The organism is Actinoplanes sp. NPDC051388 (assembly GCF_055586225.1).
Genome location: NZ_JBVJIP010000014.1, coordinates 184208 through 207280, shown reverse-complemented (window position 1 = coordinate 207280; position 23073 = coordinate 184208). Strand labels below are relative to the sequence as shown.

Below are 23073 nucleotides of genomic sequence, written 5' to 3'. Positions count from 1 at the left end.
ATGGTCATTCGATGTCCGGCCTTTCGAAGAGACCCTTCCACGGTACGCGGCACCCGTTGGCGTCCTGGTTCCGCTTGGACCTCATGCGCTGCTCGAAGCTCTGGTCCCAGGACTTGCCGGTCGACTTGGCCGGGTTCGGCGAGTTCGGATCGACCCGCTCCACCTTCACCCGGTAGTTCGGGTTCTCCGAGCGGACCTGACGTGCCGCGTCGAGCCGCCGGTTGTCATAGCTGACCAGCTGACCCCCGCGGTTGATGACGGTGAGCGGGCTGCGATTCCAGTCCCACAGGCCGGCCCGCATCAGCTCGGCGTAGTTGTTCGCCGAGATCGTCCGCTGCGAGAAGTTGATGTCCTCCGGATCGACCCAGTCGTCGCCGCCGTCGTCCGGGCCCGGCGCGCAATCGTCGTCATCCCCGCCGGTCGGTGGCTTGTTGGGCTTGGTGCCCATCGGGTCGGTCAGGCCGGTCGGCTGGTTCAGCACGTACGTGTACGGGTTCGTGTCCCCTGACGCCAGACCCAGCGGATCCCGGCTGAGGAACCGGCCCTGCCCCGGCGAGTAGTAACGCGACCGGTAGTAGTAAAGCCCGTCGCCCTCGTCCTCGCGCCCGGTGAAGCGGCTCGGGTTGCCGAGGTCGTCACCATCGGCCGCGGTGGTGCCGAACGGGCCGTAGGTGTACTCCGAGTCCACCGTGGACGCACCGGCGCCGGCCACCGTGCTGCCCAGCGCGTCCCGCAGCAGCGACTGCGATCCGCCGCTGGTGGTCCGCGAGTACACCTCGTCGAGGTCACCGCTGAGCATGGTGGCGGTGACGCCGCCGCCGACCTTCTCCTGCACGGGGTTCAGCCCGTCGTAGAGGTAACCGGTGGTGGCGCCCGCGGCGGTCCGCGCCGCGCGCCGGCCGAGACCGTCGTACGCATAGCTGAACGTGCCGCTGTCCGTCGTGCGGCTCGCCAGCTCGCCCCGCGCGTTCCAGGTGTAGGTCGCGGTGCCGTCGCCGGTCACGTTGCCGTCGTCGTCGTAGGTGCTGCCGGCCCGCTGATCGGCGGCGTCATAGCCGACCGACCCGAACGCCTCCGGCAGGGCCACCCGGGCATAGGAGCCGTCCAGGTGCGTGACCCGGCCGAGGGCGTCCAGCGTGTATGCCAGCTCGCCGATCGTCGACCCGCCCCGCTTGTAGGTGAGGCCGGTCAACCGGTTCGCGTCGTCGTATCCGTAGGTCTGGGAGACCCCGGCCGGCAGGGTCAGGCTCTGGCGCCGCCCGGCCGCGTCGTAGCCGATCGTCGCGACGTCCGACCCGCGCGTGGTCGAGGTGAGCTGGTTGGTGTCGTTGTATTCGTAGACCGTGTCCGGCTGCCCGGGCACCGCCATCGTGCGCCGCCGGTCGGCCGCGTCGTACGTGTACGACACCGTGCCGTTCGCGTCGGCGATGCTCACCGGCCGGTCGAACGCGTCCGGCGTCATCGTGATGGTCCCGGATCCCGAGTCGACGATGGTCCGGTTCCGGTTGCCCGCGTCGTACGTGTAGCCGATCTGGCTCTCCTGCGTGGCGCCGGAGACCCCGAACCGCACCAGCTTGACCCGGCCCAGCTCGTCGTAGTCGTAGACGGTCTGCTTGCCGCGCGCGCTGGTCGCCGTGCGGACCTTGCCGCCGGCGTCGTAGGTGAACGCGGTCTCCCGGTTCAGCGGATCGGTCACCAGCTCGAGCCGGTCGCTCGCGTCGTAGTCGTAGACCGTCGTGTGGTCGCGCGGATCGGTGACCTCGTGCAGGTTGCCGTTCGCGTCGTACTCGTACTCCGTCGTGCGGCCGATCGCGTCGGTGAGCCTGGTGAGCCGGCTCGCCGCGTCGTAGCCGGCGGTGATCACGTTGCCGCCGGCGTCGGTGGTGACGAGCTGCCGGCCGGCCGCGTCGGCGAAGGCGCGAGTCACGTTGCCGAGCGGGTCGGTGACCGTCGCGACGTCGCCGAGCCGCAGCCCGTAGTTCGTCTGCTTGGTGTTGACGTCGGTGACCCGGGTGACCTGACCCGACTCATTGGTGTCGTAGGTGATGGTGCGCTGCATCGCGTCGGTGACGGTGTGCAGGGCGCCGTCCGGCCGGTAGGCCAGCCTGGTCTCGTGCTGCAACGGATCGACGATGCGGCTGAGCTGACCGAACGGCCCGTCGTATTCCGTCGTGGTGGTGCGGGCGTCCGGTGTGCCGGCCAGCTCGGTGGTGGTCCGGATGTTGCCGTTCGCGTCGTAGCCGTATTCGGTGCGCCGGTTCAGCGCGTCGACGGTCGCGGTCGGCAGGTTGGTGGTCGGGTCGCGGGTGATGGTGGTGGTCTGGGCCAGCCCGGTGCCGTGCGCCTCGGTCTCGCTGGTGACCGCCCCGGCGGTGTTGAAGGTGACCCGCCGGATCCGGCCGTTCGGATCGGTGAGCTCGGTCGCGGTCACCTTGTTGGCCGCGTCGGTGGCGTAGGCGAACCGGTACGTCGCCCCGCCCGGCATGGTCTGCAGCCGCACCCGGCCGTTCGCGTCGTACTCGTTGGTGAGGAACGTGGTGCCGCGGGCGTCCTCGATGGTCTTGAGCCGCCCACCCTCGTAGGTGTACGTCGTTACGCCCTGGTTGACGTCGGTGACCGTGTGCAGGCGGCCGTCTCCGTAGTAGGTGTAGGAGACCGCTCGCCCGAGCACGTCCTCGGCCCGGGTGATCCGGTTGCCCGTGTCGTAGCTGTACTTGATCCACTTGCCGTTCGGCGAGGTGACCTGGGTGATCGGGCCGCGGGCCCGGGTGATGCCGTCGGTCCACGGCTCCGACGGCGCGCGGCTGATCGTCACCGTGTTGCCGAACTTGTCGCGGATCGCCTGCAGCGGCGCCTCGTCACCGAACACGTAGGTGGTGCCGTCGCGGGTCTTCAGATCCCAGCCGTCGCCGTTCCACGCCAGCGTGGCTCCGCCGAAGACGGACGGCGACGGGTCGGCGGCGAAGACCGAGTTGATGTAGCCGTTCGGCGGCTCGCCGCCCGGGCTGACGCGATGGAAGCGGACCCGGCTGCCACCGGGCAGGATCAGCCAGCAGTCGTAGAACCGGTTCTCCGAATAGAGGTCCAGGCCGTAGTTCGAGTACGAGCCGATGCCGAAGGCCCGCTTGCCGGTGTCGCTCTGCTGGTAGGTCCGGGTGACCTCGAGCGGGATCACGTCGTCCACGACGAGGTCGGTGTGCTGGTCCAGCAGCAGGCCGGTGCCCAGGTCGACCGGGTCGCCGCCGCGGCCGCCGCCCGCCGTCTGCGGCTCCTCCTCCGGCGGCGGGTCCTCGCCCGGCGTGATCAGCATCGCGCCGGTGAACTGGTAGACCTCCGTGCCCTTGTTCGGCTCGACCCGCTTGCCGTCCGGGGTGACCGTGCCCTTGCCGTAGATGAACCAGCCCTTGCCGGCCGGGTCGTAGTGCCAGAAGTCCATCGACGTGCCGGCCGGGGCGTGGGTGAAGTTCGGGTAGATCACCCGGGCGCCGGTCGGGAACACATAGGAACTGCCCGGCTGCACGGTGAAGTAGCTGGGCACCTGCGAGCGCGGCAGCGGGAACGGCGCCCGGTCGATCGGGATCGCGGTGATGCCGAGCTCGGTGACGACCTTGCCGTTGACGTCACGGACGACGGCGCCGTCCGGCAGCTTCACCTCGAGGCCGGGGATCACCGGGGTGCTGATGGTGACCCCGCCCTTGGCCGGCGAGCCGAACTTCACCGTGTTCTTCGTGTCGAGCTGGGTGAGCCAGACCGTGTAGGGCAACACCGTGGTCTGCTTGTCGGCCAGGTCGACGCCGATGTCGTGCAGGCCGAAGGCGCGGCCCGGCGACGAGGCGGTGACGCCGTCGACGCGCAGCACCCGGTGCCCGGCCCGCAGGCCCTTGAGCAGGAACTGCCCGTTGGCGTCGGTGCGCATGCTGGTGCCGTCGACGGTGACCGTGACGCCGGCCAGCGGCTTGTCGTCGATGGTGCGCACCCGGCCGGAGAGTGCGGTGACCCCGGCCTCGGCGCGCAACGGGTTGGCGAGCTGCTGTGGCGCGCCCCGGCCGGTGGACCAGTCGTGCCCGGCCAGGTTGGCCTTGCTCGGCTGCCAGGCGGCGCCCGCCTGCGCCGACGTGGTGGCCGGCGGGACCTGCTCGGCCGGGTAGCGCTTCGCGTTTGGCGCCTGCGGGTGCGCCGGGCGGGTCTTGCCCGGCAGAGCCGGGTTGGCGGCCAGCTGTGGCACCACGGTGGACGGATGCGCGTCCGTCACCCGCGCCTCGCCGGCCGCGGCGGCCCGGGTGCGCAGCGTGGCGGTCGCGTTGCCGGTCGCCGAGTTCGGGCTGATCAGGATCTCGTAGGTGCCCGTGGTGGGCAGCGTCGGGATGTTCACCGTGGCCGCGCCGGCGAGCCAGGCCAGCTCGGCGCCGTTCGGCCGCCGCACCCACACCGACGGGAAGTAGGGGTTGGTCACCGAGGTGAAGGCCAGCGCCAGGTTCTGCCCGGCCGTGCCGGAGTACGTGTACCAGGTGCTCTGCCCGATGCGGGTCACGGTCTGGGTCTTCGCGGCGTTCAGCGCCCAGGAGCCGCCGCTGATCTGCGCCGACGCGGTGACCGTCACCGACCCGGTGCCGGCGCCGGTGGCCATCACCGAGAGGCGGTAGGTGCCCGCGGTCAGCTGGTAGGTGTCCAGCGCGGTGACCTTCGGGATCGTCTCGCTGATCGCCACCGCGCCGGTCGGGCCGACCAGCCGCACATAGATCGTCGAGGCGGCGAAGGTCCAGTTGGTGAAGCCGAAGGACAGCCGCTGACCGGCGGTCACCGTCATCGTGGTGTCGACATAGCGACCCGCGGTGGAGGCGGTGAGCACCTTGGCCGCGCCGCCGATCGTCGTCGCGCCGGCGTCGATCGACTGCACCAGCGCGAAGGTCAGCGAGCCACCGATCGCCGCCCGGGGCTGCACCTCCATCGAGTAGGTGCCCGCGACGGTGAATGGCTCCATCGCCAGCCAGACGTCGTTCCACCATCCGGAGTAGACGACACTGCCGTCCGGCCGCTTGATGTCGACCCAGACCACGTATTCGTATCCGTAGTTGCTGATCGCGGCGCTCAGCCGCTGACCGACGGCGCCGGTGAAGGTCATCCTGGTCGGCTGGCCGAGCCGCGGCGAGGTGATCGTCTTGCTGGTGCCGACGGTCAGTGCGCCGCCCGCGATCGTCGACGACGCGGTCACCAGCACCGAGCCGGTGTTGGCGCCGGGCCGCAGCACCACGCGGTAGGTGCCCGCGGTCACCGTGGGCACCGTGATGGCGTCCAGGCTGTAGACATAGGAGTCGGTCACCACGACGCCGGCCGGGTTGACCACGCTCATCGTGATGCGGCTGCTAGCGGGCAGCGTCCAGCCGCTGAACGCCAGGGTGAACTCGCTGCTCGCGGTGCCCGCGACGGTCAGCGCCACGGCCCGCCCGGCGGGCATCGACACGGTCGTGCCGGCGCCGGTCAGGCTCAGTGCTCCCCCGCTCTGCGGCTGCCAGAGCCCCAGCGTGTAGGTGCCGGTGCTCGAGTTTGTGCTGATCGTCAGCGTGTAGGTGCCGGTCGCCGGCAGCACCGGCAGATCGGTCCAGCTGCTCTGCACGCCCGTCGTGACCAGCGTGCTGCCGTCCGGCGCGGTGAGCTCGATGCGCGGGTAATAGGGCATCGGGTAGTCGGTGAACTCGAGACCCAGGCTCTGCCCGGCGGTCCCCGCGAAGGTCAGCCTCGTGTCCTGCCCGGGCCGGGTCACGCTCACCGACCGCGGCGTGCCGATCGCCACCGTGCCGGCCGCGCTCGGGGTCGAGGCGGTGACCGCCAGCGAGCCGGTCGCCAGGTTTTGGCTGCGGAACAGGATCGTGTATTTCCCGGCGACGCTGGTGGTGAAGTCGACGTCGAAGTCGGGCAGGTCGAGTTCGTAGCGCCAGTAGCCGTAACTGCCCGCGCGGGGGAACACCACCGGCACGCCGTGGGGGTCGCGGACCTCGACCGTCAGCGCGGCGGAGGAGATGGCGACGCTGGACACGCCCAGCCCGATGCGCTGGTTGGCGCCGGCGTCGATGGTCATCTCGGCCTGCTGGCCGGCCCGGGCGAAGTTGATCGTGGAGGCCGCGCCGTCCAGGGCGAGCGAGCCGAGCGCGTTGGTGGACAGCGTCGCGGTGAGCGAGCCGGTCGCGGTGGCCGAGGTGGGCTTGAGCACCACCTGATAGGTGCCGGTGGTCGGCAGCGGCGTGATCGACCAGCCGCCCAGGGAGTCGGACTGCAGCCAGGGCGTGTCGAACTCGTCGCGCCCGATCGAGCCGCCATAGGGCGTGAAGCCGTAGATCGCCACGTCGCCGACCGTGGAACCGGTGAGGCCGAGGCTCAGCCGCTGGCCCTTGGTGCCGTTGAACCGCAGCACGGCGACCTTGCCCGCGGTGGCGAAGTTGACTGTGGTGGCGGTGCCGTCGATCGTGAGCGGCCCGGTGAAGCCGATGTCGCCGGCGCCGAACGGGGTGGTGACGGCGACGAAGTCGCTCGCGCTGGTGGCCAGTCCGCCCGGGGTGGCGACGCTGATCTTGCCGGAGACCGCGGCGCCGGGCACCACCACGGTCAGCGCGGTGGCGGTGGCGGCGGTGACCCGGGCGCGGGTGCGGCCGAAGGAGACGTTGTTCTCCGCCGGGGTGGGCGCGAAGCCGGTGCCGCCGATCGTCACGACGGTGCCCGCGGCGCCGGTGCCCGGGCTGAACGCCGAGATTGCCGGCGCGGGCGTCGCCGCGGTGACGGTGAACGGCTGCGTGCTGGTGGCCGTCTCGGCGCCGGTGGTCACGGTGATCGCGCCGCTGGTCACGCCGGACGGCACGGTGGCGACGATCTTGGCGGCACTGGCCGCCGTGACGGTCGCGGTGGTGCCGTTGAACTTGACGGTGTTGCCACCGGTGGACGCCGCGAAGCCGGTGCCGCTGATCGTCACGCTCGCGCCGATCGGGGCCCGGCTGGGCGCGATCGCCGAGACGGTCAGCGCTCCCGCGGCGGTGCGGTCGACCGAGGTCGGGTTGCCGGCGTCGTCATAGGAATAGCGCGCGCCCGCGCCGTCGGCCGAGGTGCTGACGCCGCGGAGCTGGCCCGCGCCGTCATAGCCGTAGTCCGCCGGAACGGCGGCCGCCGCACTGGGCTGCGGGCCCTCCTTCGCGGCCCGCGCGAGCGGGCCGGACGGGGCGGCGGATGCCGCCGTCGCGGAACAGGTGATCTGCCCGGTGAGCAGCAACCCGACCGACAAGAGTGTGACCAGACGACGACCGATCATGACGACCTCCCCGACCATCAGCGCCGCGGTCACCTTATGGGCGGAGACCGATGGATTTCGATATCCACGTCTCACATCGGGACAGGGGCGGGACAGAAGGGAGAGTCGACAATAGACTCGGGACGATGCATCACTCACGGGGAGAACAGAGATGATCACTGATCCGCTGCCAGAGATTTCCGATGATCTAGCAGGGCGATTGCGTTCGCTGCGCGCCCGGTCCGGCAAGACGCTGCGCGAGCTGCAGGGCGTCACGTTCGCCAGCGATTCCGCCCTGTCGCGTTATCTGTCCGGCCGCGCGGTGCCGCCGTGGAACGTGGTGGCGGCGCTCTGCGCGCAGGCCGGCGTCGACTCCGGCGAGGTGCGGCCGGCCTGGCTGCGAGCGCGGGCCGCGCGGCGCACCCGGCGCAGTCCGGGTCGTCCGCTGCTCGAGCTCAGCGCCGTCGAGGACCACCTGAGCCGCATCTCGACCGAGGTGGCGGCCGCGATCAGCGCGGCCCGGGCGCGCGGTGACCAGGTGCCCGAGCATCTGCTGGCGGTGGCCCGGTCGGGCGCCGACGCGACCGACCGGCTGCGCGCGGCACGCCGCCTGATCAGCTAGTCGTCAGCGCACGCAGACTGTCGATCGACGGCGGCACGAAGTAGTAGCCGCCGCCGAACGGCAGCACGTAACGCTGCAGCGCCTCGCCGGTCAGTCGGTGCTGGACGGTCGCGAAACCGGCCTGCACGTCCCGCTGGAAACAGATGAAGATCAACCCCTGATCAACCCCTTCCCGGTACGAGAAACTGCGCCGCAGAATGCGATGGCGCTCGCCCTCCGGGGTGCGCGGGTTGGCCCGCCGGATGTGCGAGTCCAGCGGGGTGATCCGCCCGTCGGGGTCGTCGGCATAGGTGAACTCGGTGTCCTCGGCGCCGCCGGCGAGCGGGGTGCCGTCGTCGCGGCGCCGGCCGAGCACCGCCTCCTGATGCGGCACCGGGTCGCGGTCCCACAGCTCGGTGGCGAAGCGGATCAGGCGCACCACCTGATAGGTGCCGCCGGCCGCCCACGACGGCTCGCCGTCGCCGGCCCAGACCAGCCGATCCATCAGGCCGGCGTCGCGCGGGTCGGGGTTGCCGGCGCCCTCGCGGAAGCCGAAGAGGTTGCGGGTGGTGGGCAGGCCCGCGGTGGTGGTGGCGTTTTCCGCTCGGTAGCCCGCTCGCGCCCAGCGGGTCGTGAGGCCGGGCGCGGCGGCGGCCACCACGTCCTGCGCGGTGGCGGCGGCGAGCTCGGGCTTGTCGGCGCAGACCTGCAGGAGCAGGTCACCGTGACTGTGCGCGGGGTCGAGCACGTCGCTCGGGAAGGACGGCATCTCGGTGAGGTGCTCGGGGCGCGCGGCGGAAAGGCCGAAGCGATCGTCGAAGAGCGAACCACCGACCGCGACCGTGACGGTCGCCGAGCCGGACACGTGCACCCGGGCGATCCGGTCGGCCAGCCGGTCGAGCTGGGGGCCCAGCTGGGACCCGGACACGGTGAGCGCGAACAGGTGCACGAATCCCGGCGGCGGCGTGACCACGCCCGGCTGATGAGTTGACGCTGTCGTCGTCGGCGGAGGCGACGGTGTCTCGTCGGGCGTCGAGCAGCCCGCGAGGCCCGCGCCCACGGCAGTCGCCGCCAGGATGGTCCGTCGCCGCATCCCGCGATGATAGGGCCCGGTCGATGTCGCGCGGTGCCCCGGCCGGGAAAGCGGGACGACCCCGGGACGGGCACGCCGGCCTGCGGGAACGGCTAGTCGAACTCGGCGAGCACGTCGCGCAACATCTCGGTCAGCTTGCGCAGCAGCTGTTCCGCCGCGGCATCGGACGCGTCGTCCAATCCCCAGTTCGCGTCGATCTCGATCAGGTAGCGGAAGGTCCCGGGGGTTTGCGGCTCGGCCAGCACGGTGTCGAGCGCCGCCAGATCGAGACGGAGCCCCCAGGTGGTGGTCAAAGCTACGTTCCGGATGTCCTGGCGGATCTCGTCGAAGCCGTCCATGTCGGCGACATGGCTGCTCAGGAACTTCTGGACGGCCTCAATGGGCGGCATGGCGACGCGCTCGGCCATGCGCGCGCGGAACATCTCGCGAAGCTCCGACTGATCCACAACGCCTTATTCAAACTCGGCCAGGACACCACGGATCAGGTCGGCCAACTCCCGCAGGAACTGAGCCGCCCCGGCATCCGACGGATCGGCCAGCACCCAGTTGCCGTCCCAGCCCACCAGACGCGCCAGTGTGTCCGGCGGCTGCGGCTCGGCCAGCAGAGACTCGATGGCGGCCACGTTTCGATGCAGGGATCGCGTGGAGACCTGAGCCGTCTGCCTCAATGAGGCACGAAGCTCCTCGAAGTCCTCGGCGTCGGCGACAGAGACGCCGACGAAGAGTCTGACGGTCTCCAGCGGAGGCCTCGCGTCCACTGCCGCAATGTGCGCGCGGAGAGGTTCGGGAAGGCTCGACATGTCCACGGCGCCTACAATATCCCGGACGGAAAGGCGGTCACCACAAACGGCTGTGGCGGATCCGAGCCCGGCACAGTCCGGATGAGGATCTTCACAAGGCCGGTTACGGTGTATCGCGCGTCGCGAGGTCCGGCGCCATACATGCCGGTGTTGTAATAGCCCTCGCCGATGCGATGTCCGGCATTGAAAGCGTCCTCGTGTCTGCCGTCAACCGCCAGGTTGCTGCGAATCGTCTCCCAGTTCTGGCGCACGTAGTCGTTGATCGTGCGATTCATGGTCGAGTGGTCGGTCCACCGGTAGGACCAGTTCTCCTCACGGGCCCACGGCGGATCGCCATAGATTCGGCCTTCGATCGTTCTGCCGCTCGGATCTCGCTGAAGTGGCACATCAGGCCCGTGGCGCTCCCCGGTGTGCGCGCCGTCTCCGGCGTGCGCGCCGTCGTTGGCCGCGATGTCGAACTCAAAGGGCTCGTCGCCGAGTTGGTCATACCGGCGCATCAGCTCGGCGACTGCGGCGTCCTGCGGACTCGGGGTCGCCGCCGGCTGGGTGCTGCCATCGCCGGAGTGCCCTGCGCCGGAACTCGGCCGACCGGCCTGCGCGGCCGCGGCCGTCGACTCGTGGGCCTGGGCGATGTTGCCCGCGCGGCCCGGGGTCGAGCCGCCGTCCGGCCGACGCCGGCCCGGAGGCGGACCGCCGCCTCCATCGTCGCCGCCGCCTGGTGTCCTCGGGCGCCCGGTCATCCTCGATCCCGTTTTGCAGGTCGCGTGGGCACCGCAGACTACCAACCGCGGTCATCGATGGACCGCGGTTGGTAGTCGGAACACGGACGCGTCAGTCGCGGGGACCGAAGCGGATCGGGTCGGCCCAGTCCACATTGCCCTTTGGGGTCGAGGTGCTCAGCACCATCGCTCCGGAGGGGTCCTTGGCCAGCAGGGCGTCGTTTTCGCCGGGGGCGAACTGGATCGCGACCAGCTCCGTGCGGCCGGCCCAGACCGCGCCGGCGCCCGGGTCGACCGCCGGGTTGAACTGCTCGCCGCCGGCGTTGCTGCCATAGAGCCGCAGCTTGCCGGTGGCGTTGTCGACGGTGAGCAGGTCGTCCCACTCGTCCTGGTCGAACCGGCCCAGCGTGACCTGCGAGCAGCACTGCCAGCCGGCGCCGAAGCCGACCCCGGCGGCGAAGTTGCCGCCCGCCGCGGTGCCCTTGTAGAGAAGCAGCCGGTTGTCGTTGTTCGCGACGGTCAGCAGGTCGTCGTAGCCGTCCCGGTCGACCCGGCCGATCGCCACGTCGCGCAGCTGGGTCCAGCCGCCGCCGATCTGCACGCGGGTGCCGAACGGGCCACCCGCGGCGGTGCCCGGGTAGAGCCACTGCTGCGCGGCGCTGCCCGTGTCGATCGTGATCAGGTCGTCGTATGCATCGCGGTTGGCGCGGGCGATGACCAGCTCGCGCTGACCGTTCCAGCCGCCGTTGCCGATCTGCACGCGCGGCCCGAAGGTGCGCGCGGCCGTGCCGGGGTGCATCCAGAGCACGCCGGCGCTGTCCGCCCCGAGCAGGTCCGGGTACGCGTCCCGGTTCAGCTCACCGATGGCGATCTTGCTCAGCTCATAGGGCTGCGGGGCCCATACCTTGCCGACCGGCGCGAAGCGGGCGCCCCAGCCGCCGTCGCCGGTGCGCGGGTGCACCCATGACTGGCCGGTGGTGGCGTCGATCGCGAGCAGGCCGTCCATCCCGGTGCCGTCGACCCGGGCGCGGGTGATGAACGAGCTGGTCGTCCAGCCGGTGCCGGCGCCGGAGTCGACCCCGGCGGCGAACTGGGTGCCGGCCGCGGTGCCCGCATAGATCCGCAGGCGGCCGTTGCCCCGGTCGACGGTGACCAGGTCGTCGTAGTCGTCCTGGTTGAACTTGCCGATGGTGAGCTGCTGGCAGCACTGCCAGCCGGAGCCATATTCGACGCCGGCGTCGAAGCGGATGCCGCCCGCGTTGCCCTTGTAGAGGAACAGCTTGCTGTCCGTGTCGCGGACCACGAGCAGGTCGTCCCACGCGTCGCGGTTGACCTTGCCGATCGTCACGTCGCGGAACGGGGTCCAGCCGGAGCCGTATTCGGAGCGGACGCCGAACGCGCCGCCCGCGGCAGTGCCCGGGTAGAGCCACAGCTTGCCGGTGGCCGACTCGATGGTGATCAGGTCGTCGTACTCGTCGCGGTTGACCTTGCCGATCGCCCAGTCGCGGTAACCGGCCCAGTTGCTGCCGATCCGCACCCGGTCGCCCCACCGGCCGGGCGTGTCCGTGCCCGGGTAGAGCCACTGGATGCCGGCCGCGTCGGCGGCGATCAGGTCCTGCTTGCCGTCCCGGTTGAACTCGCCGGTGACCGGCTCACGCAGGCTGCTCGGCTGCACCGCGATGGTGGAGTCGACCCAGCTCGCCAGGTCGTCGGTGCGGGTGGCGACGCCGCCCTCGGCGCCCTCCGGCCGGCCCAGGCAGCCCTTCTGCTCGGAGGTGCCGCCGATGCCGACCAGCTCCGCGCCGGCCGGCGTCTCGCGGAACGCCGGAGCACCCGCGTCGCCCTTGCAGAGGGTGCCGCCCGTCACCGCGAACGACGTCTCCGCCGCGGACTCCACTGTGAACGTGGCGGCGTGCATGCGGTCGGGCACCCACTCGGTGGCGGTGCGGCCGTACCCGGCGATCCGGAGCGACTCCCCCACCACCGGGGCCGGGCCGCCCAGCCGGACCGGCGTGATGTTCTTGACCGGCGCGGAGAGCTCGGCCAGCGCGATGTCGCGCTCCGGGTGCGGGACCACCGACTGCACCAGCAGGCGATGCCCGGTGACCTTGGTCAGGTCGGCGCGGCCGAGCAGCACCGTGGTGGGCACGGCCGGCGCGCCCGCGGTGACCGGCCCGGAGCCGGTGGCGAAACAGTCCTTGTGGGTGATCACCCAGCGGGCGCCGACCAGGGCGCCGGTGCACGACTGCCCGTCGCCGAAGCTGACCTTGGCGACGAACGGGAGCGCGCCGTCCGCGACCGGCTCGCCGCCGGCCACCGCCGATGCCGCGCTGCTGCTGAGAAAACCGGCTGCCAGGCCGGCGACGACTATCGCACTTGCCCATGCATGGGCGTGTATACGCACCAGAAAACCCCCGTGATCAGATGGACGCCCGCCGATCCTATGCGAGGCGACTTCGCGTCCGCTGCCCCGTCCGGCGGCGGATGGTCGGGCCAGCACCACCACGCGAGGGGGATCCACCGCTCCTGCACCGAGGGCGCAAGAAGAGTGGGCTGATGGGGTGACCACACGAGAGCGCATTCAGGACGTCGACGTGCTTCGCGGGTTCGCCCTGCTCGGCATCCTGGTCGTCAACATCACGTTCGCGGCGTCCGGCTATCCGATCCACGTGGCGGAGGATCCGGCCTATTCCGCCGCGCTCGACCACGCCGTGCGATGGCTCGGCTCGGCCCTCTTCGACATGAAGTTCTACCTGCTCTTCTCGTTCCTGTTCGGATACAGCTGCACCCTCCAGATGCGCGCGGCCGAGCGGGCCGGCGCCGCCTTCAAGCCACGCATGCTGCGCCGCCTGGCCGGCCTGTTCGGGCTCGGCGCGGTGAACATGATCTTCCTGATCACCGGCGACATCCTGACCGTCTACGCGCTGCTCGGCCTGGTCCTGCTGGCCATGCGCGGGGTCCGCGACCGCACCGCCCTGATCGTCGCCGCGGCGATGTACGCCTACCTGCTGCTGACCCTGATCCCGGCCATCCTGTTCGTCGACACCTCGGCGTTCCTGGACCCGGCCGCCGCGCTGGCAGGCGGCCGCGAGACCACCGAGAACCTGGCGTCCGGCTTCGGTCCGGTGATCGGCGAGCACCTCGCGGCGCTCCCGCTCTACGGCCTCTCCCAGCTGACCATGCAGGGCCCGACCTGCCTGGCGATGTTCCTGCTCGGCCTGGTCGCCGGGCGGCGCGAGCTGCTGGCCGGCCTGACCGGCGACGAGCCCGCGCTGCGCCGGATCCAGCTGGCCGGCTTCCCGGTCGGACTGGCCGGCGGCGCCTACTACGCCTCGGCCGGTGGCAACGGCGTCACCTCGGCGGTGCTGGTCAGCGCACTGACCGCGCCGTTCCTGGCGGCCGCGTACGCCGCGACGCTGCTGCGCGCGGCACACCGCACCCGAGCGGTCGGCGACGCCCTGGCCCCGGCCGGCCGGATGGCGCTGTCGAACTATCTCGGCCAGTCGATCGCCACGCTGCTGATCTTCACGGGCGTCGGGTTCGGCCTGGTCGGCCGGGTGTCGCCGCTCGCCATGCTGCTGATCGCCGTGGCGATCTTCGCCGGGCAGGCGGTGCTGAGCCGCTGGTGGCTGGCCCGCCACCGGCACGGCCCCGCGGAGTGGGCGCTGCGCTGGATCACCAACGCCCAGCGGCCGGCTAGCGCGGTTCCTTCGTGACAGCGCTCGCCGTGACCGTGCCCTCGGCGTCGGCGGCGCCCTGCACGCTGACCGTGTCCCCGGCGGCGAGGTCCGAGAGCTTGGCGGGGGCGGCCGCGCTGACCTTGGTGTCGCCTCCGGTCCGGACGGTCACCACGGTGCCGTCCGCGGTCTCCACGTAGATCGTGGTCCCGTCCACGAGCTTGACCTTGCCGGTGGTGGGACCCGCGGCCGGGGCCGCGGAGGGCTGCCGGAAATCCTCGCGCGGACCGGCCGAAGGACGAGTGGCGGCGACCGGTGTGGGCGAGACCTGCAGACCACCGAGAAAGCCGCCGAGGGCCAGCGCGATCCCGACGAGCACGAGAGTGCCGCGGTTCCACCAGCGACGTGGGGCGGCCCTCGCGAGTTCGGTGGCGAAATCGTCGTTCATCGTGGTCCTCACTCGTAGCGCAACGCGTCGATCGGGCGCAGCCGGGCGGCTCGGCCGGCCGGCAACCCGCCGAAGAACAGTCCGATGGCGATCGAGACGCCCAGCGCCAGCCCGATCGAGCTGGGCACGATGATCGGCCGCACACCGACGATCTCGAAGCTGCTGCCGATCAGCGCGGCCGCCACCCCCAGGGCCCCACCGATGACGCTGAGCAGCACCGCCTCGATCAGGAACTGGGTCAGGATCACCCGCCGCGGCGCGCCCAGGGCCTTGCGGATGCCGATCTCGCGGGTCCGCTCGGTGACCGTGACCAGCATGATGTTCGTGATCCCGATGCCGCCGACGAGCAGGCTGATCGCGGCCACCGCGCCGAGCAGAGTGGTGAACGTGTCCGCGGTCTCGGACTGGGTGGCGAGCAGTTGAGAGGCGTTCTGAATGCGATAGGGCGTGCTGCCGTCCGTACCCGGATCGAGGTGTTGATCGAGGACTGTCGCCACCTCGGACTGGACGTCGGTGACGCGGCCGGGGCTGCGGGATTCCACCAGGATCGAGTTCAGGGCGCCGTAACCGGTGAGGGTCTGGCGCACCGCGGAGAGTGGGGCGATCGCGGTGTCGTTGCTGTCCTGGAAGCCGGTGGAGGGCTTCTCGGCCAGCACGCCGATCACGGTGAAGAGGGTGCCGCCGACGGTGACCTGCCGGTCGATCGGGTCGACGCCGGGAAACAGCTCCTCGGCGACGGTCCGCCCGATCACCACGACCCGGCGGGCCTGCGCCTCGTCGTCGGCGGTGAACGCGGCGCCCGTGCCGACCGGCGTGTTCGAGGCGCCGAACCAGCTCGGCGTGGTGCCGACGAAGCTGCTCACCTCGTGGTCCGAGCCTTCGAAGGTGAGCGTCGCCGTCGCGCTGACCACCGGCGAGACCGACGCGACGTCCGGCGCGAGCACCGGATCGACCAGCGCGGCGGCGATCGGGACGGTGAGCGCGGTGCCGGTGGATCCGCCACGGCCGGTGCTCAGCACGGTGACGGTGTTGGTGCCCAGGGCCTCGATGCGGTCGCTGACCGCCTTGGCCGAGCCGTTGCCGACCGCGACGAGCAGGATCACCGCGGCGACCCCGATCAGGATGCCGAGCATGGTCAGCGACGAGCGCAACTTGTTGGCGGCCAGCCCGCGCAGGGCGAAGCGCACGACCTCGGCGAAGCTCATGTGTCCGACACGATCCGGCCGTCCATCAACCGGATCAATCGTCCGGTGCGGGCGCCCACCTCGGTTTCGTGGGTGATCACCACGATGGTCCGGCCCGCCGCGCTGAGCTGGTCGAAGACCGTCAGCATGTCGTCGGTCGAGCGGCTGTCCAGGTTTCCGGTGGGCTCGTCGGCCAGCAGCAGGGCCGGCTCGGTGACCAGCGCGCGGGCCACCGCCACGCGTTGCTGCTGCCCACCGGAGAGCTGGTTGGGCTCGTGCCGGGCGCGATCGGCCAGGCCGACCACCTCGAGCGCGGCCATCGCGCGCTCCCGACGGACCCGGGCCTTGACCCCCGCGTAGGCCAGCGGCAGCTCCACATTGGCCAGTGCGGTGGTGCGCGGGATCAGGTTGAAGGCCTGGAAGATGAAGCCGATCAGCCTGTTCCGGGCGAGCGCGAGCTGGCGGTCGGCCAGTCCGCTGACGTCGACGCCACCGAGCAGATAGCTGCCCGTGGTCGGCACGTCGAGCGCGCCGAGGATGTTCATCAGGGTGGACTTGCCGGAACCCGACGATCCCATGATCGCCACGTAGTCGCCGCGCTGCACGGTCAGCGAGACGCCGCGCAGCGCGTGCACGGTCGCCTCGCCGTCGCCGTAGACCTTGGTGACGTCGCGGACATCGAGCACCGGCGCGCTCACCGAGGGCCTCGCTCCTGGCCGCCGCCCGGTGGTCCGGCGCCGCCGGTCAGCCCGCCGAAACCGCCGCCGGGTGGGCCCGTGCCGGTCGTCGACGTGCTCGTCGTCTTGACGACGACCTGCTCCCCTGCGGTGAGCCCTTCCGTGATCTGGGTGGTCTGGTCGCCCTCCAAACCGATTTCCACGGTACGGGTCTCCTGCGCGCCGTTGCTCAACACGGTGACCGTGTGCCGATTGCCCACAGTGGTCAGTGCCGCCGAACTGACGAACACGGCGTCCTCGACCGTGCCGGTGGTGACCGCGACGGAGACGGTCTGGCCCGGCTTGGCGCCGGCCGGCACCCTGTCGAGGCTGAGCGTGACGCCATAGGTGACCACGTCGTTCTCGGTGGTCGCCTGCGGATCGACCGCGACGACGTGGGCGGTCTGCCGGGTGCCGCTCAGCGCGTTCCAGGTGACCGTGGCCTCCTGCTTCTCCTCCAGCTTGGTCGCGTCCGCCTCGGCGAAGTCCGCCACCACCTGGAGTTTGGTCAGATCGGCCAGCTCGATGAATCCACTGTCACCGCCGTCCTCCTGCTCGGCTCCGCCCGACGAAGAAGAGCCGGCCGACGACGAAGAGCCGCCCAACGTTCCGTTGATCGCCACGACCGTGCCGGTCATCGGCGCCTTGAGCACTGTGCCGTCCACGCCGGCCTGGGCTTCGTCGACCGCGAGCCGGGCCCGGGTCACCTCGTTCTCGGCGGTGGACGTGTCCGAGCCGGCGTCCTCGGCCCGGGCCAGCGAGTCCTGCGCGGCGTCCAGGTCCGCCTCGGCCGCCGCGAGCGTGCGCCGGGCCGGCGCCGGGTCGACCTTCGCGAGCGTCCGGCCCTTCTTGACCCTGTCGCCGACGCGTACCGAAATGCTGGTCACCGTGCCGGCGGTGACAAACTCGGCGCTCGCCGCGCCCGCGCTCTGCACCGAGCCGGCGGCGGAGACCGAGGCGGTCACGGCACCCTGCTGGACCGGTACGGAGCGCACCGAAGCACCCGCCGCGGAGGCGGTGTCCGGGCCGGCGATGGTCTGGTATGCCCAGAAGCCACCACCGGCGAGCAGCAGCACGAGCGCGGCGTTGACCACGACCACGGGGCGGAGCCTAGGCATGACGGACACTCTGGTCACGCCCCCTCGAGAGATCTTCGGGATTACCTCGGAGCCACCTGAAGAACCTCACGAGCCGGCCCGCGGCAACCGCAGCGCATAACCGACCCCGCGCACGGTGTGGATCAGCGGCAACCCGATCGTGTCGATCTTCCGGCGCAGGTAGTACACATAGGACTCCACGATGCGCCCGTCGCCGCCGAAGTCGTAGTTCCACACGCGATCCAGGATCTGCGCCTTGCTGACCACCCGGCCGGCGTTGATCAGCAGGTACTTGAGCAGGTTGAACTCGGTCGGCGACAACTCCACCAGACGACCGGCGCGACGCACCTCGTGGGCGTCCTCGTCGAGCTCGAGGTCGGCGTAGCGCAACACGCCCAGCGGCGCCGGCTCGACCGGCCCGGGCCGGCTGCGCCGCAGGATCGCGCGGATCCGCAGCACCACCTCTTCCAGGTCGAACGGCTTCGTCACATAGTCGTCGGCGCCGGCGGTGAGCCCGGCCACCCGATCCTCCACGGTGTCCCGGGCGGTCAGGATCAGCACCGGCGTGGTCCGGCCGGACCGCCGCACCCGGCGCGCCACGTCGAAGCCGTCCAGGTCGGGCAGCGTCACCTCGAGGATGACCAGATCGGGCTCGTACTCCTCGACCGCGGCGAGCGCGGCCCGCCCGGAACCGGCCACCCGCACGTCGAACGCGACCAGGCGCAACGCGGCGGACAGAAGCGCGGACACGGCGGGCTCGGCGTCGACGACCAGGACGCGTGCCCGACCCGCCACGGATGGCTCGCCGAGCGCGACCGAACCTCGATTTTCTGTGTGCACCGCGAAGGAGTATCAACGGTTCCTAGGAATCTGCCATGAATACCGTAAGAACCGGCTGAGGTCACCAGGACCGGACGACGGTGGCGCCCTCGGCCAGCCCCGACCTGATCTCGGTGTACTGGTCGCCGCGCAACCCGATCGTCACCGCGACTTCGGCGCCGTCCCGGCGGACGGTGGCGGCGCCGCCGGAGACGTCGTGCACGGCGGCGCTCGGCAGGCGCAGCACGTCGTCGGCCGAGCCGGTGGTCACCCGCACCGCGGCGCTCTGACCGATCAGCAGGTCCTCCGGCGGTTCGTCGAAGGAGAGCAGCACGCCGAAGCGGACCATCGTGCCGTCACTGGCGCCGACCGGGTCGACCTGCACAACGGTGGCGTCGAAGGTCTCGCCCGCCCGATCCGCGAGGGTGACGACGGCGGGCTGCCGCACGGCCAGGCGGTCCGCGTCGGCCTCGGGGAACGCGGCGCTGATCTGCATGCCGGCCACCTCGGCGAGGGTGACGAACGCGCCGCTGCCGGACTGCGCGCCCACCTTGCCGGCGACGGTGAGGATGCGGCCGGCGATCGGGGCGGTGAGGGTGGTGCCGTCGAGGTCGTCCTCGGCGTCGGCGAGCGCGACCTCGGCCCGGTTGACCCGCTGTTCCGCGGAGAGCACGGCATCGCCACCCGATCCACCGCCGGCGCCGCACTCGTTGCCGGCGCTGGGGCCGGGGCTCGGGCTCAGCCCTTGTGACGGCGGCGGGGCGGCGCAACGCGCGGAATCTTCCCGGGCGCGGGTCAGAGCGTCCCGGGCGTCGGCGAGATCCTCCTGGGCGGCGTCGACCGCCTCGGTCGCGTCGGTGTCGTCGATCGTCGCGAGCTCCTGGCCCGGCGTGACCAGCACCCCGGCGCGCACCCGCACACTCTCGACCGTGCCGGGCACCGCGAACGACAGGCTCCGGGTCTGGGCCGGCTCGACCGTGCCGGTGGTGGCCACCTCGCTGGTCACCGCGCCGCGATCGACCGCAACGGTGGCGGGCGGCGCCGGCGTCTCGCCCGCGCCCGCGCCCGCGGTCACCGTGCGGACCACGGCCAGGCCGACGACCGCGAGCGCGGCCAGCGCGCCGACCGGCCACAGCCAGCGCCGCCGGTGTGCCCCGCCGATACCCATGTGGCGCAGTCTCGTCACCGGTCCTCGCCGCGGGCTCGGCTCCACCTCGGAGTTGGCTCGGAACACTCCGAGCGGACTCCGAGCGGCGTCCGGTTGGCTGTGCTCCCCCGCCCGCCGATGTGAGGAGAAGTCGTGCCGTTCACCCGAACTCCGTCCACCCGCCGGACCGCCGGTGTGCTCGCCGCGTGTGCGCTGACGGTGCTCGCGGCCGCCGGATGCGGCGGTGGCGGGTCGGACGGCTCCACGACCGCCGCGAGCACCTACACCGAATGCATGCGGCAGAACGGCGTCACCATCACGACGCCGTCGGGCCGGCCGTCCGGGATGCCGCGTGCTTCCGGAATGCCGCCCGCTTCCGGGATGCCACGGCCGTCCGGCGGCGCCCGGCCCGGGGGTGGTGGTTTCGGGAAGCCCGAGGGCGTGGACGACGCCACGTGGGAGAAGGCCCAGACCGCGTGCGGGTCGCTGCGGCCGAGCGGCGGGCCGGGCAATCGTGACGGGCGCGGCGGCGGCATGAGTGCCGCGTACCGGAATTGTCTGCAGGATCACGGCGTGACCCCGGGTCCGGACCTGGCCGGCGCGGATCCCGCGGCGATCGAGGCCTGCGAGGCCTTGGCGCCGGCGGTGAGTCCCACACCGTCGCGATAGGTCTCAGGTCTTCCTGGCGGCCTTGCGTCGCTCGGCCTGCTGCCGCACCTTGGCGTCCATGCCGCAGCCGTCCGTCGTGCACCAGCGGCGGCTGCGGTTCTTGCTGACGTCGATGAACACCGCGATGCAGCCCGCCGGGGCGGCGCAGACCTTGACGCGGTCGAGCGGCCCCTCGGTCAGCAGCCACACCGCCGAGACGGCCAGCGGCCACCAGACGCGATCCGGGGAGTCGTCCCGGAACCGCCAGCCTTCGTGCGGGACCAGCGTGGCGACGGCCATCGCGTCGGCGTAGCGCTGCTGCACCACCTCGAGGGCGGCGGCCGGGGCGTCGTCGCCGCGCCCGATCGCGCGGAAGACCTGGAAGATCGCTTCGCGCAGGTCGATCGCCGTCGCCATGGTCGTGCCGGGAGCGAGGCGCCGTAGACGCGTGGCCGTGGCCGGCTCGAGAAAGCCCGCGTGCACGCCCCAGCCGACCAGGTCGGCGTAGGTGTGCAGCGAGTCCCGAGGACTGTCGGTGCCACGCGCGTCGAGTGTGTTGGCGAAGTCCAGACAGGCGGCGCCACCGTAGATCTCGAGAAATTCGGCCATCTTGATTCCACCAAAGTGTGTTTGACTCGCATCATCTGCGGTATGGTTCTAGTGAAAGGAGCTTAGCTCGCATCACACGAACGGGAGGTCATGAGATGCAGGAAATCGCTCTGGTTCCCTTGATCAAGAACGCGGACACCCGCATCAGCCACTCCGCACTGCCGAACGCCCCGGTCGTGCCCGACGCCCCGCCCGGCCGGCTCCGGCTGCTCACCGCGGCGGCTTTGCACCGACTGGCCGGCCGCCTCGATGGGGGCCTGCGCGCGCCCGAGCTGCGCCCGGCGAAAATGTCATAGCCCTCATCTAGGTTGGCGGGCGTGCGCGACGACGCGAAACGCTGGTGGTCCCGACTGGGCCGTGGCGAGCTGGTCGAGGCGCGTCCGCTGACCGCGGGCGCGTCCGGCGCGGTGGTCTTCGCGGTGAACGACGGCTTCATCCTGAAGGTCGAGGGCCCCACCGAGCGGGCCCGCCGCGAGCTCAGCTTCTATCGCGACCTGGCGCCACGCGTGCCGGTCGCGGTGCCGGGCTTCGTGGCCGGCGCCGAGCATCACGACGGCGTCGGCCTGCTCCTCACCGCTGCCGGAGCGCCGGCCCCGGCCGGCCGCTGGGAGCTTCTCGCCACCCAGCTGGGCCACCTGCACGCCGCGCCCCTGACGGATTGGCCCGCCGCCAAGCCGGAGCACCCCGGGCACCCGGCTCCGCCTGCCGAGGGCCGGCCGAGCCTGGACCTTCTCCACGCCGAGCTCACCCGGCTGCCGCCCTGTCTGGTGCACGGCGACTGGCATCTGGGCAACCTGCTGCTCGACCCGGCCGGCCACATCGTCTGGATCGATTGGCAGGAGGCCGGCCACGGTCGCGGCCCGGAGGACCTGGCACTGCTGTGGCAGCGCGCCGAGTTCGCCGGCGCGACACCGCCGCGCGAGGCCATGCTGGCTGCCTATGCCGCGGCCCGAGGCATCCCCGACGACGAGGTCCTGCACCGAGCCGCCGACGCGGCCGAGCTGAAACTGCTGCTCCTGGCCTGGCCGCAGCATCTCCACCTGGGTTCGGACGAGGGGCGAGCCCGCCTGCGGGCCCGGCTCGACCACCTCCTCGCGGCACGTCACATGAGGTGGACCTCGACCTGAAATCCGGGCGCCAGCGCGCGGTTGAGGTGCGCCGCGTGGGCGCCCAGCCATTGCACCGCGCCGCTCTGCGCGGCGGTGAGCTGCAGCAGCACATAGTCCTCCGCGCCATCGGTCGCGTCACCGCAGACACAGCAGCGCAGGCGCTCACTGACGGCGCCGGTCCAGTCCGATTCGTCGGCGCTCATTCCCACTGCGCCCGCGAGATGTTCTCCGCCGGACGCACCTGCGGCGCCGACGACCCATCGGGCCGCCGAGGGGTGGGAGTGCCGTCGCCACCGGGGCTCGAAGGCCCGTCGCCACCCGGCGACCGGGGGCGCCCGGTCACTGCTCCACCTGGTCAGCCGAGCCCACAGCCGCCACCCTGGCGAGCGGCGCCGACCGCCGCTGTCCCGCTTAAGCTGTCCTTCGGTGAGCAGCGGCGACAGGAGGCAGAGTGGCCGAGACGACGGTGGCCGAGGTGATGGCCGAGCTGGCCGCCTTGGAAGACCCGAGAGCACGCGAGGTGAACGAGAGACACGGCGACGACCACGGCGTGAACCTCACCAAGCTGCGCGCCCTGGCGAAGTCCCTGAAGACCCAGCAGGACCTGGCCGTCCAGCTGTGGCAGACCGGCGACACCGCGGCCCGGCTGGTCGCCCTGTTGATCTGCCGCCCCAAGGCCTTCACCGCCGACGAACTGGACACGATGCTGCGCGAGGCCGGCCGGCCCAAGGTCCACGACTGGCTGGTGAACTACATCGTGAAGAAGAGCCCGCACGCCGAAGAGCTGCGCGTGAAGTGGTCCGCCGACCCGGACCCGGTGGTGGCGAGCGCCGGCTGGGCCCTGACCACCGAGCGGGTGGCCAAGAAGCCGCAGGGCCTCGACCTGGCCGCTTTGCTGGACACCATCGAGGCGGAGATGAAGAACGCCCCGGACCGCCTGCAGTGGGCGCAAAACCATTGCCTGGCCCAGATCGGCATCGAGCACCCCGACCACCGGGCCCGCGCGTTGGACATCGGGGAGCGCCTGCAGGTCCTGAAGGACTACCCCACTCCGCCGAACTGCACGTCCCCGTTCGCCCCGATCTGGATCACCGAGATGGTCCGCCGCCGGCCCGCCGGCCTCTAGCGGCGGG

At 71.6% G+C, this 23073-nt stretch carries 20 protein-coding genes; 6 read left to right on the top strand and 14 right to left on the bottom strand.

The features are described 5' to 3' along the window. Nucleotides 1-4 precede the first annotated feature (4 nt). Nucleotides 5-7294, bottom strand: a complete 7290-nt coding sequence (locus ACZ6TI_RS31775; RefSeq protein WP_465348863.1) for an RHS repeat-associated core domain-containing protein — start codon at nt 7292-7294, stop codon at nt 5-7. A gap of 151 nt (nt 7295-7445) precedes the next feature. Here ACZ6TI_RS31775 and ACZ6TI_RS31770 point away from each other — a divergent pair, with 151 nt between their 5' ends. Further along, nucleotides 7446-7895, top strand: coding sequence for a helix-turn-helix domain-containing protein (locus ACZ6TI_RS31770; protein ID WP_465348862.1), 450 nt, complete (start codon nt 7446-7448; stop codon nt 7893-7895). On the opposite strand, the gene ACZ6TI_RS31765 is transcribed toward ACZ6TI_RS31770, so the two are convergent. From ACZ6TI_RS31765 to ACZ6TI_RS31745, 5 genes are all read right to left on the bottom strand, one after another. Next, entirely contained in the window at nt 7888-8967 is a 1080-nt protein-coding gene (locus ACZ6TI_RS31765) for a Dyp-type peroxidase (RefSeq protein ID WP_465348861.1), read from the bottom strand. The genes ACZ6TI_RS31770 and ACZ6TI_RS31765 overlap by 8 nt on opposite strands. A gap of 92 nt (nt 8968-9059) precedes the next feature. Further along, the gene (locus tag ACZ6TI_RS31760) at nt 9060-9413 is read right to left on the bottom strand and encodes a hypothetical protein (protein WP_465348860.1); all 354 of its coding nucleotides are present in this window, start codon (nt 9411-9413) and stop codon (nt 9060-9062) included. 6 nt (nt 9414-9419) lie between these two features. Next, nucleotides 9420-9767, bottom strand: a complete 348-nt coding sequence (locus ACZ6TI_RS31755) for a hypothetical protein (RefSeq protein ID WP_465348953.1) — start codon at nt 9765-9767, stop codon at nt 9420-9422. 11 nt (nt 9768-9778) lie between these two features. Then, nucleotides 9779-10507 carry a hypothetical protein gene (locus ACZ6TI_RS31750; protein WP_465348859.1) on the bottom strand — a complete coding sequence of 243 codons (729 nt, stop codon included), beginning with the start codon at nt 10505-10507 and terminating at the stop codon, nt 9779-9781. Nucleotides 10508-10598: 91 nt separating this feature from the next. Then, complete coding sequence (locus ACZ6TI_RS31745; protein ID WP_465348858.1) at nt 10599-12890, bottom strand: S1 family peptidase; 2292 nt, start codon at nt 12888-12890, stop codon at nt 10599-10601. Between the two features lie 157 nt (nt 12891-13047). Between ACZ6TI_RS31745 and ACZ6TI_RS31740 the strand changes: the two genes are divergently transcribed. Then, nucleotides 13048-14202 carry a DUF418 domain-containing protein gene (locus ACZ6TI_RS31740; protein WP_465348857.1) on the top strand — a complete coding sequence of 385 codons (1155 nt, stop codon included), beginning with the start codon at nt 13048-13050 and terminating at the stop codon, nt 14200-14202. On the opposite strand, the gene ACZ6TI_RS31735 is transcribed toward ACZ6TI_RS31740, so the two are convergent. The 6 genes from ACZ6TI_RS31735 to ACZ6TI_RS31710 form a co-directional block, all read right to left on the bottom strand. Continuing rightward, the gene (locus tag ACZ6TI_RS31735) at nt 14183-14611 is read right to left on the bottom strand and encodes a hypothetical protein (RefSeq protein WP_465348856.1); all 429 of its coding nucleotides are present in this window, start codon (nt 14609-14611) and stop codon (nt 14183-14185) included. The two genes, ACZ6TI_RS31740 and ACZ6TI_RS31735, sit on opposite strands and share 20 nt — an antisense overlap. An 8-nt stretch (nt 14612-14619) precedes the next feature. Then, nucleotides 14620-15816 (bottom strand): ABC transporter permease, encoded by a 1197-nt coding sequence (locus tag ACZ6TI_RS31730; RefSeq protein WP_465348855.1) that lies wholly within the window; start codon nt 15814-15816, stop codon nt 14620-14622. After that, complete coding sequence (locus tag ACZ6TI_RS31725) at nt 15813-16493, bottom strand: ABC transporter ATP-binding protein (RefSeq protein ID WP_465348854.1); 681 nt, start codon at nt 16491-16493, stop codon at nt 15813-15815. Before ACZ6TI_RS31725 ends, ACZ6TI_RS31730 begins: the two co-directional genes overlap by 4 nt. Next, on the bottom strand, nt 16490-17629 hold the full coding sequence (locus ACZ6TI_RS31720; protein ID WP_465348853.1) for an efflux RND transporter periplasmic adaptor subunit: 1140 nt from the start codon (nt 17627-17629) through the stop codon (nt 16490-16492). The genes ACZ6TI_RS31725 and ACZ6TI_RS31720 overlap by 4 nt, the downstream gene beginning before the upstream one ends. Nucleotides 17630-17695: 66 nt before the next feature. Continuing rightward, nucleotides 17696-18403 carry a response regulator transcription factor gene (locus tag ACZ6TI_RS31715; protein WP_465348852.1) on the bottom strand — a complete coding sequence of 236 codons (708 nt, stop codon included), beginning with the start codon at nt 18401-18403 and terminating at the stop codon, nt 17696-17698. 106 nt (nt 18404-18509) lie between these two features. After that, the gene (locus ACZ6TI_RS31710; protein WP_465348851.1) at nt 18510-19613 is read right to left on the bottom strand and encodes an efflux RND transporter periplasmic adaptor subunit; all 1104 of its coding nucleotides are present in this window, start codon (nt 19611-19613) and stop codon (nt 18510-18512) included. Between the two features lie 114 nt (nt 19614-19727). Between ACZ6TI_RS31710 and ACZ6TI_RS31705 the strand changes: the two genes are divergently transcribed. Beyond that, nucleotides 19728-20243 (top strand): hypothetical protein, encoded by a 516-nt coding sequence (locus ACZ6TI_RS31705; protein WP_465348850.1) that lies wholly within the window; start codon nt 19728-19730, stop codon nt 20241-20243. A 3-nt stretch (nt 20244-20246) separates the two neighbouring features. Here ACZ6TI_RS31705 and ACZ6TI_RS31700 read toward each other — a convergent pair whose 3' ends face one another. Then, nucleotides 20247-20831 (bottom strand): CGNR zinc finger domain-containing protein, encoded by a 585-nt coding sequence (locus ACZ6TI_RS31700; protein WP_465348849.1) that lies wholly within the window; start codon nt 20829-20831, stop codon nt 20247-20249. Nucleotides 20832-20926: 95 nt separating this feature from the next. Between ACZ6TI_RS31700 and ACZ6TI_RS31695 the strand changes: the two genes are divergently transcribed. Both ACZ6TI_RS31695 and ACZ6TI_RS31690 read left to right on the top strand, forming a co-directional pair. Further along, a complete protein-coding gene (locus ACZ6TI_RS31695; protein ID WP_465348848.1) occupies nt 20927-21127 on the top strand; it encodes a hypothetical protein in 201 nt (66 codons plus the stop codon). A gap of 21 nt (nt 21128-21148) precedes the next feature. Then, on the top strand, nt 21149-21958 hold the full coding sequence (locus ACZ6TI_RS31690; RefSeq protein WP_465348847.1) for an aminoglycoside phosphotransferase family protein: 810 nt from the start codon (nt 21149-21151) through the stop codon (nt 21956-21958). Here ACZ6TI_RS31690 and ACZ6TI_RS31685 read toward each other — a convergent pair. Beyond that, nucleotides 21934-22143, bottom strand: coding sequence for a hypothetical protein (locus ACZ6TI_RS31685; RefSeq protein WP_465348846.1), 210 nt, complete (start codon nt 22141-22143; stop codon nt 21934-21936). The two genes, ACZ6TI_RS31690 and ACZ6TI_RS31685, sit on opposite strands and share 25 nt — an antisense overlap. Before the next feature lie 248 nt (nt 22144-22391). Here ACZ6TI_RS31685 and ACZ6TI_RS31680 point away from each other — a divergent pair, with 248 nt between their 5' ends. Then, complete coding sequence (locus ACZ6TI_RS31680; protein ID WP_465348845.1) at nt 22392-23066, top strand: DNA alkylation repair protein; 675 nt, start codon at nt 22392-22394, stop codon at nt 23064-23066. The last annotated feature ends 7 nt before the right edge of the window (nt 23067-23073 follow it).

Bases quoted from the DNA above. Each gene is read 5' to 3' on its own strand.
- ACZ6TI_RS31755 (WP_465348953.1), bottom strand. From the start codon at position 9,767: ATGTCGAGCCTTCCCGAACCTCTCCGCGCGCACATTGCGGCAGTGGAC.
- ACZ6TI_RS31730 (WP_465348855.1), bottom strand. From the start codon at position 15,816: ATGAGCTTCGCCGAGGTCGTGCGCTTCGCCCTGCGCGGGCTGGCCGCC.
- ACZ6TI_RS31750 (WP_465348859.1), bottom strand. From the start codon at position 10,507: ATGACCGGGCGCCCGAGGACACCAGGCGGCGGCGACGATGGAGGCGGC.
- ACZ6TI_RS31735 (WP_465348856.1), bottom strand. From the start codon at position 14,611: ATGAACGACGATTTCGCCACCGAACTCGCGAGGGCCGCCCCACGTCGC.
- ACZ6TI_RS31700 (WP_465348849.1), bottom strand. From the start codon at position 20,831: ATGGCCGAATTTCTCGAGATCTACGGTGGCGCCGCCTGTCTGGACTTC.
- ACZ6TI_RS31720 (WP_465348853.1), bottom strand. From the start codon at position 17,629: ATGCCTAGGCTCCGCCCCGTGGTCGTGGTCAACGCCGCGCTCGTGCTG.
- ACZ6TI_RS31685 (WP_465348846.1), bottom strand. From the start codon at position 22,143: ATGAGCGCCGACGAATCGGACTGGACCGGCGCCGTCAGTGAGCGCCTG.
- ACZ6TI_RS31770 (WP_465348862.1), top strand. From the start codon at position 7,446: ATGATCACTGATCCGCTGCCAGAGATTTCCGATGATCTAGCAGGGCGA.
- ACZ6TI_RS31695 (WP_465348848.1), top strand. From the start codon at position 20,927: ATGCAGGAAATCGCTCTGGTTCCCTTGATCAAGAACGCGGACACCCGC.
- ACZ6TI_RS31775 (WP_465348863.1), bottom strand. From the start codon at position 7,294: ATGATCGGTCGTCGTCTGGTCACACTCTTGTCGGTCGGGTTGCTGCTC.
- ACZ6TI_RS31765 (WP_465348861.1), bottom strand. From the start codon at position 8,967: ATGCGGCGACGGACCATCCTGGCGGCGACTGCCGTGGGCGCGGGCCTC.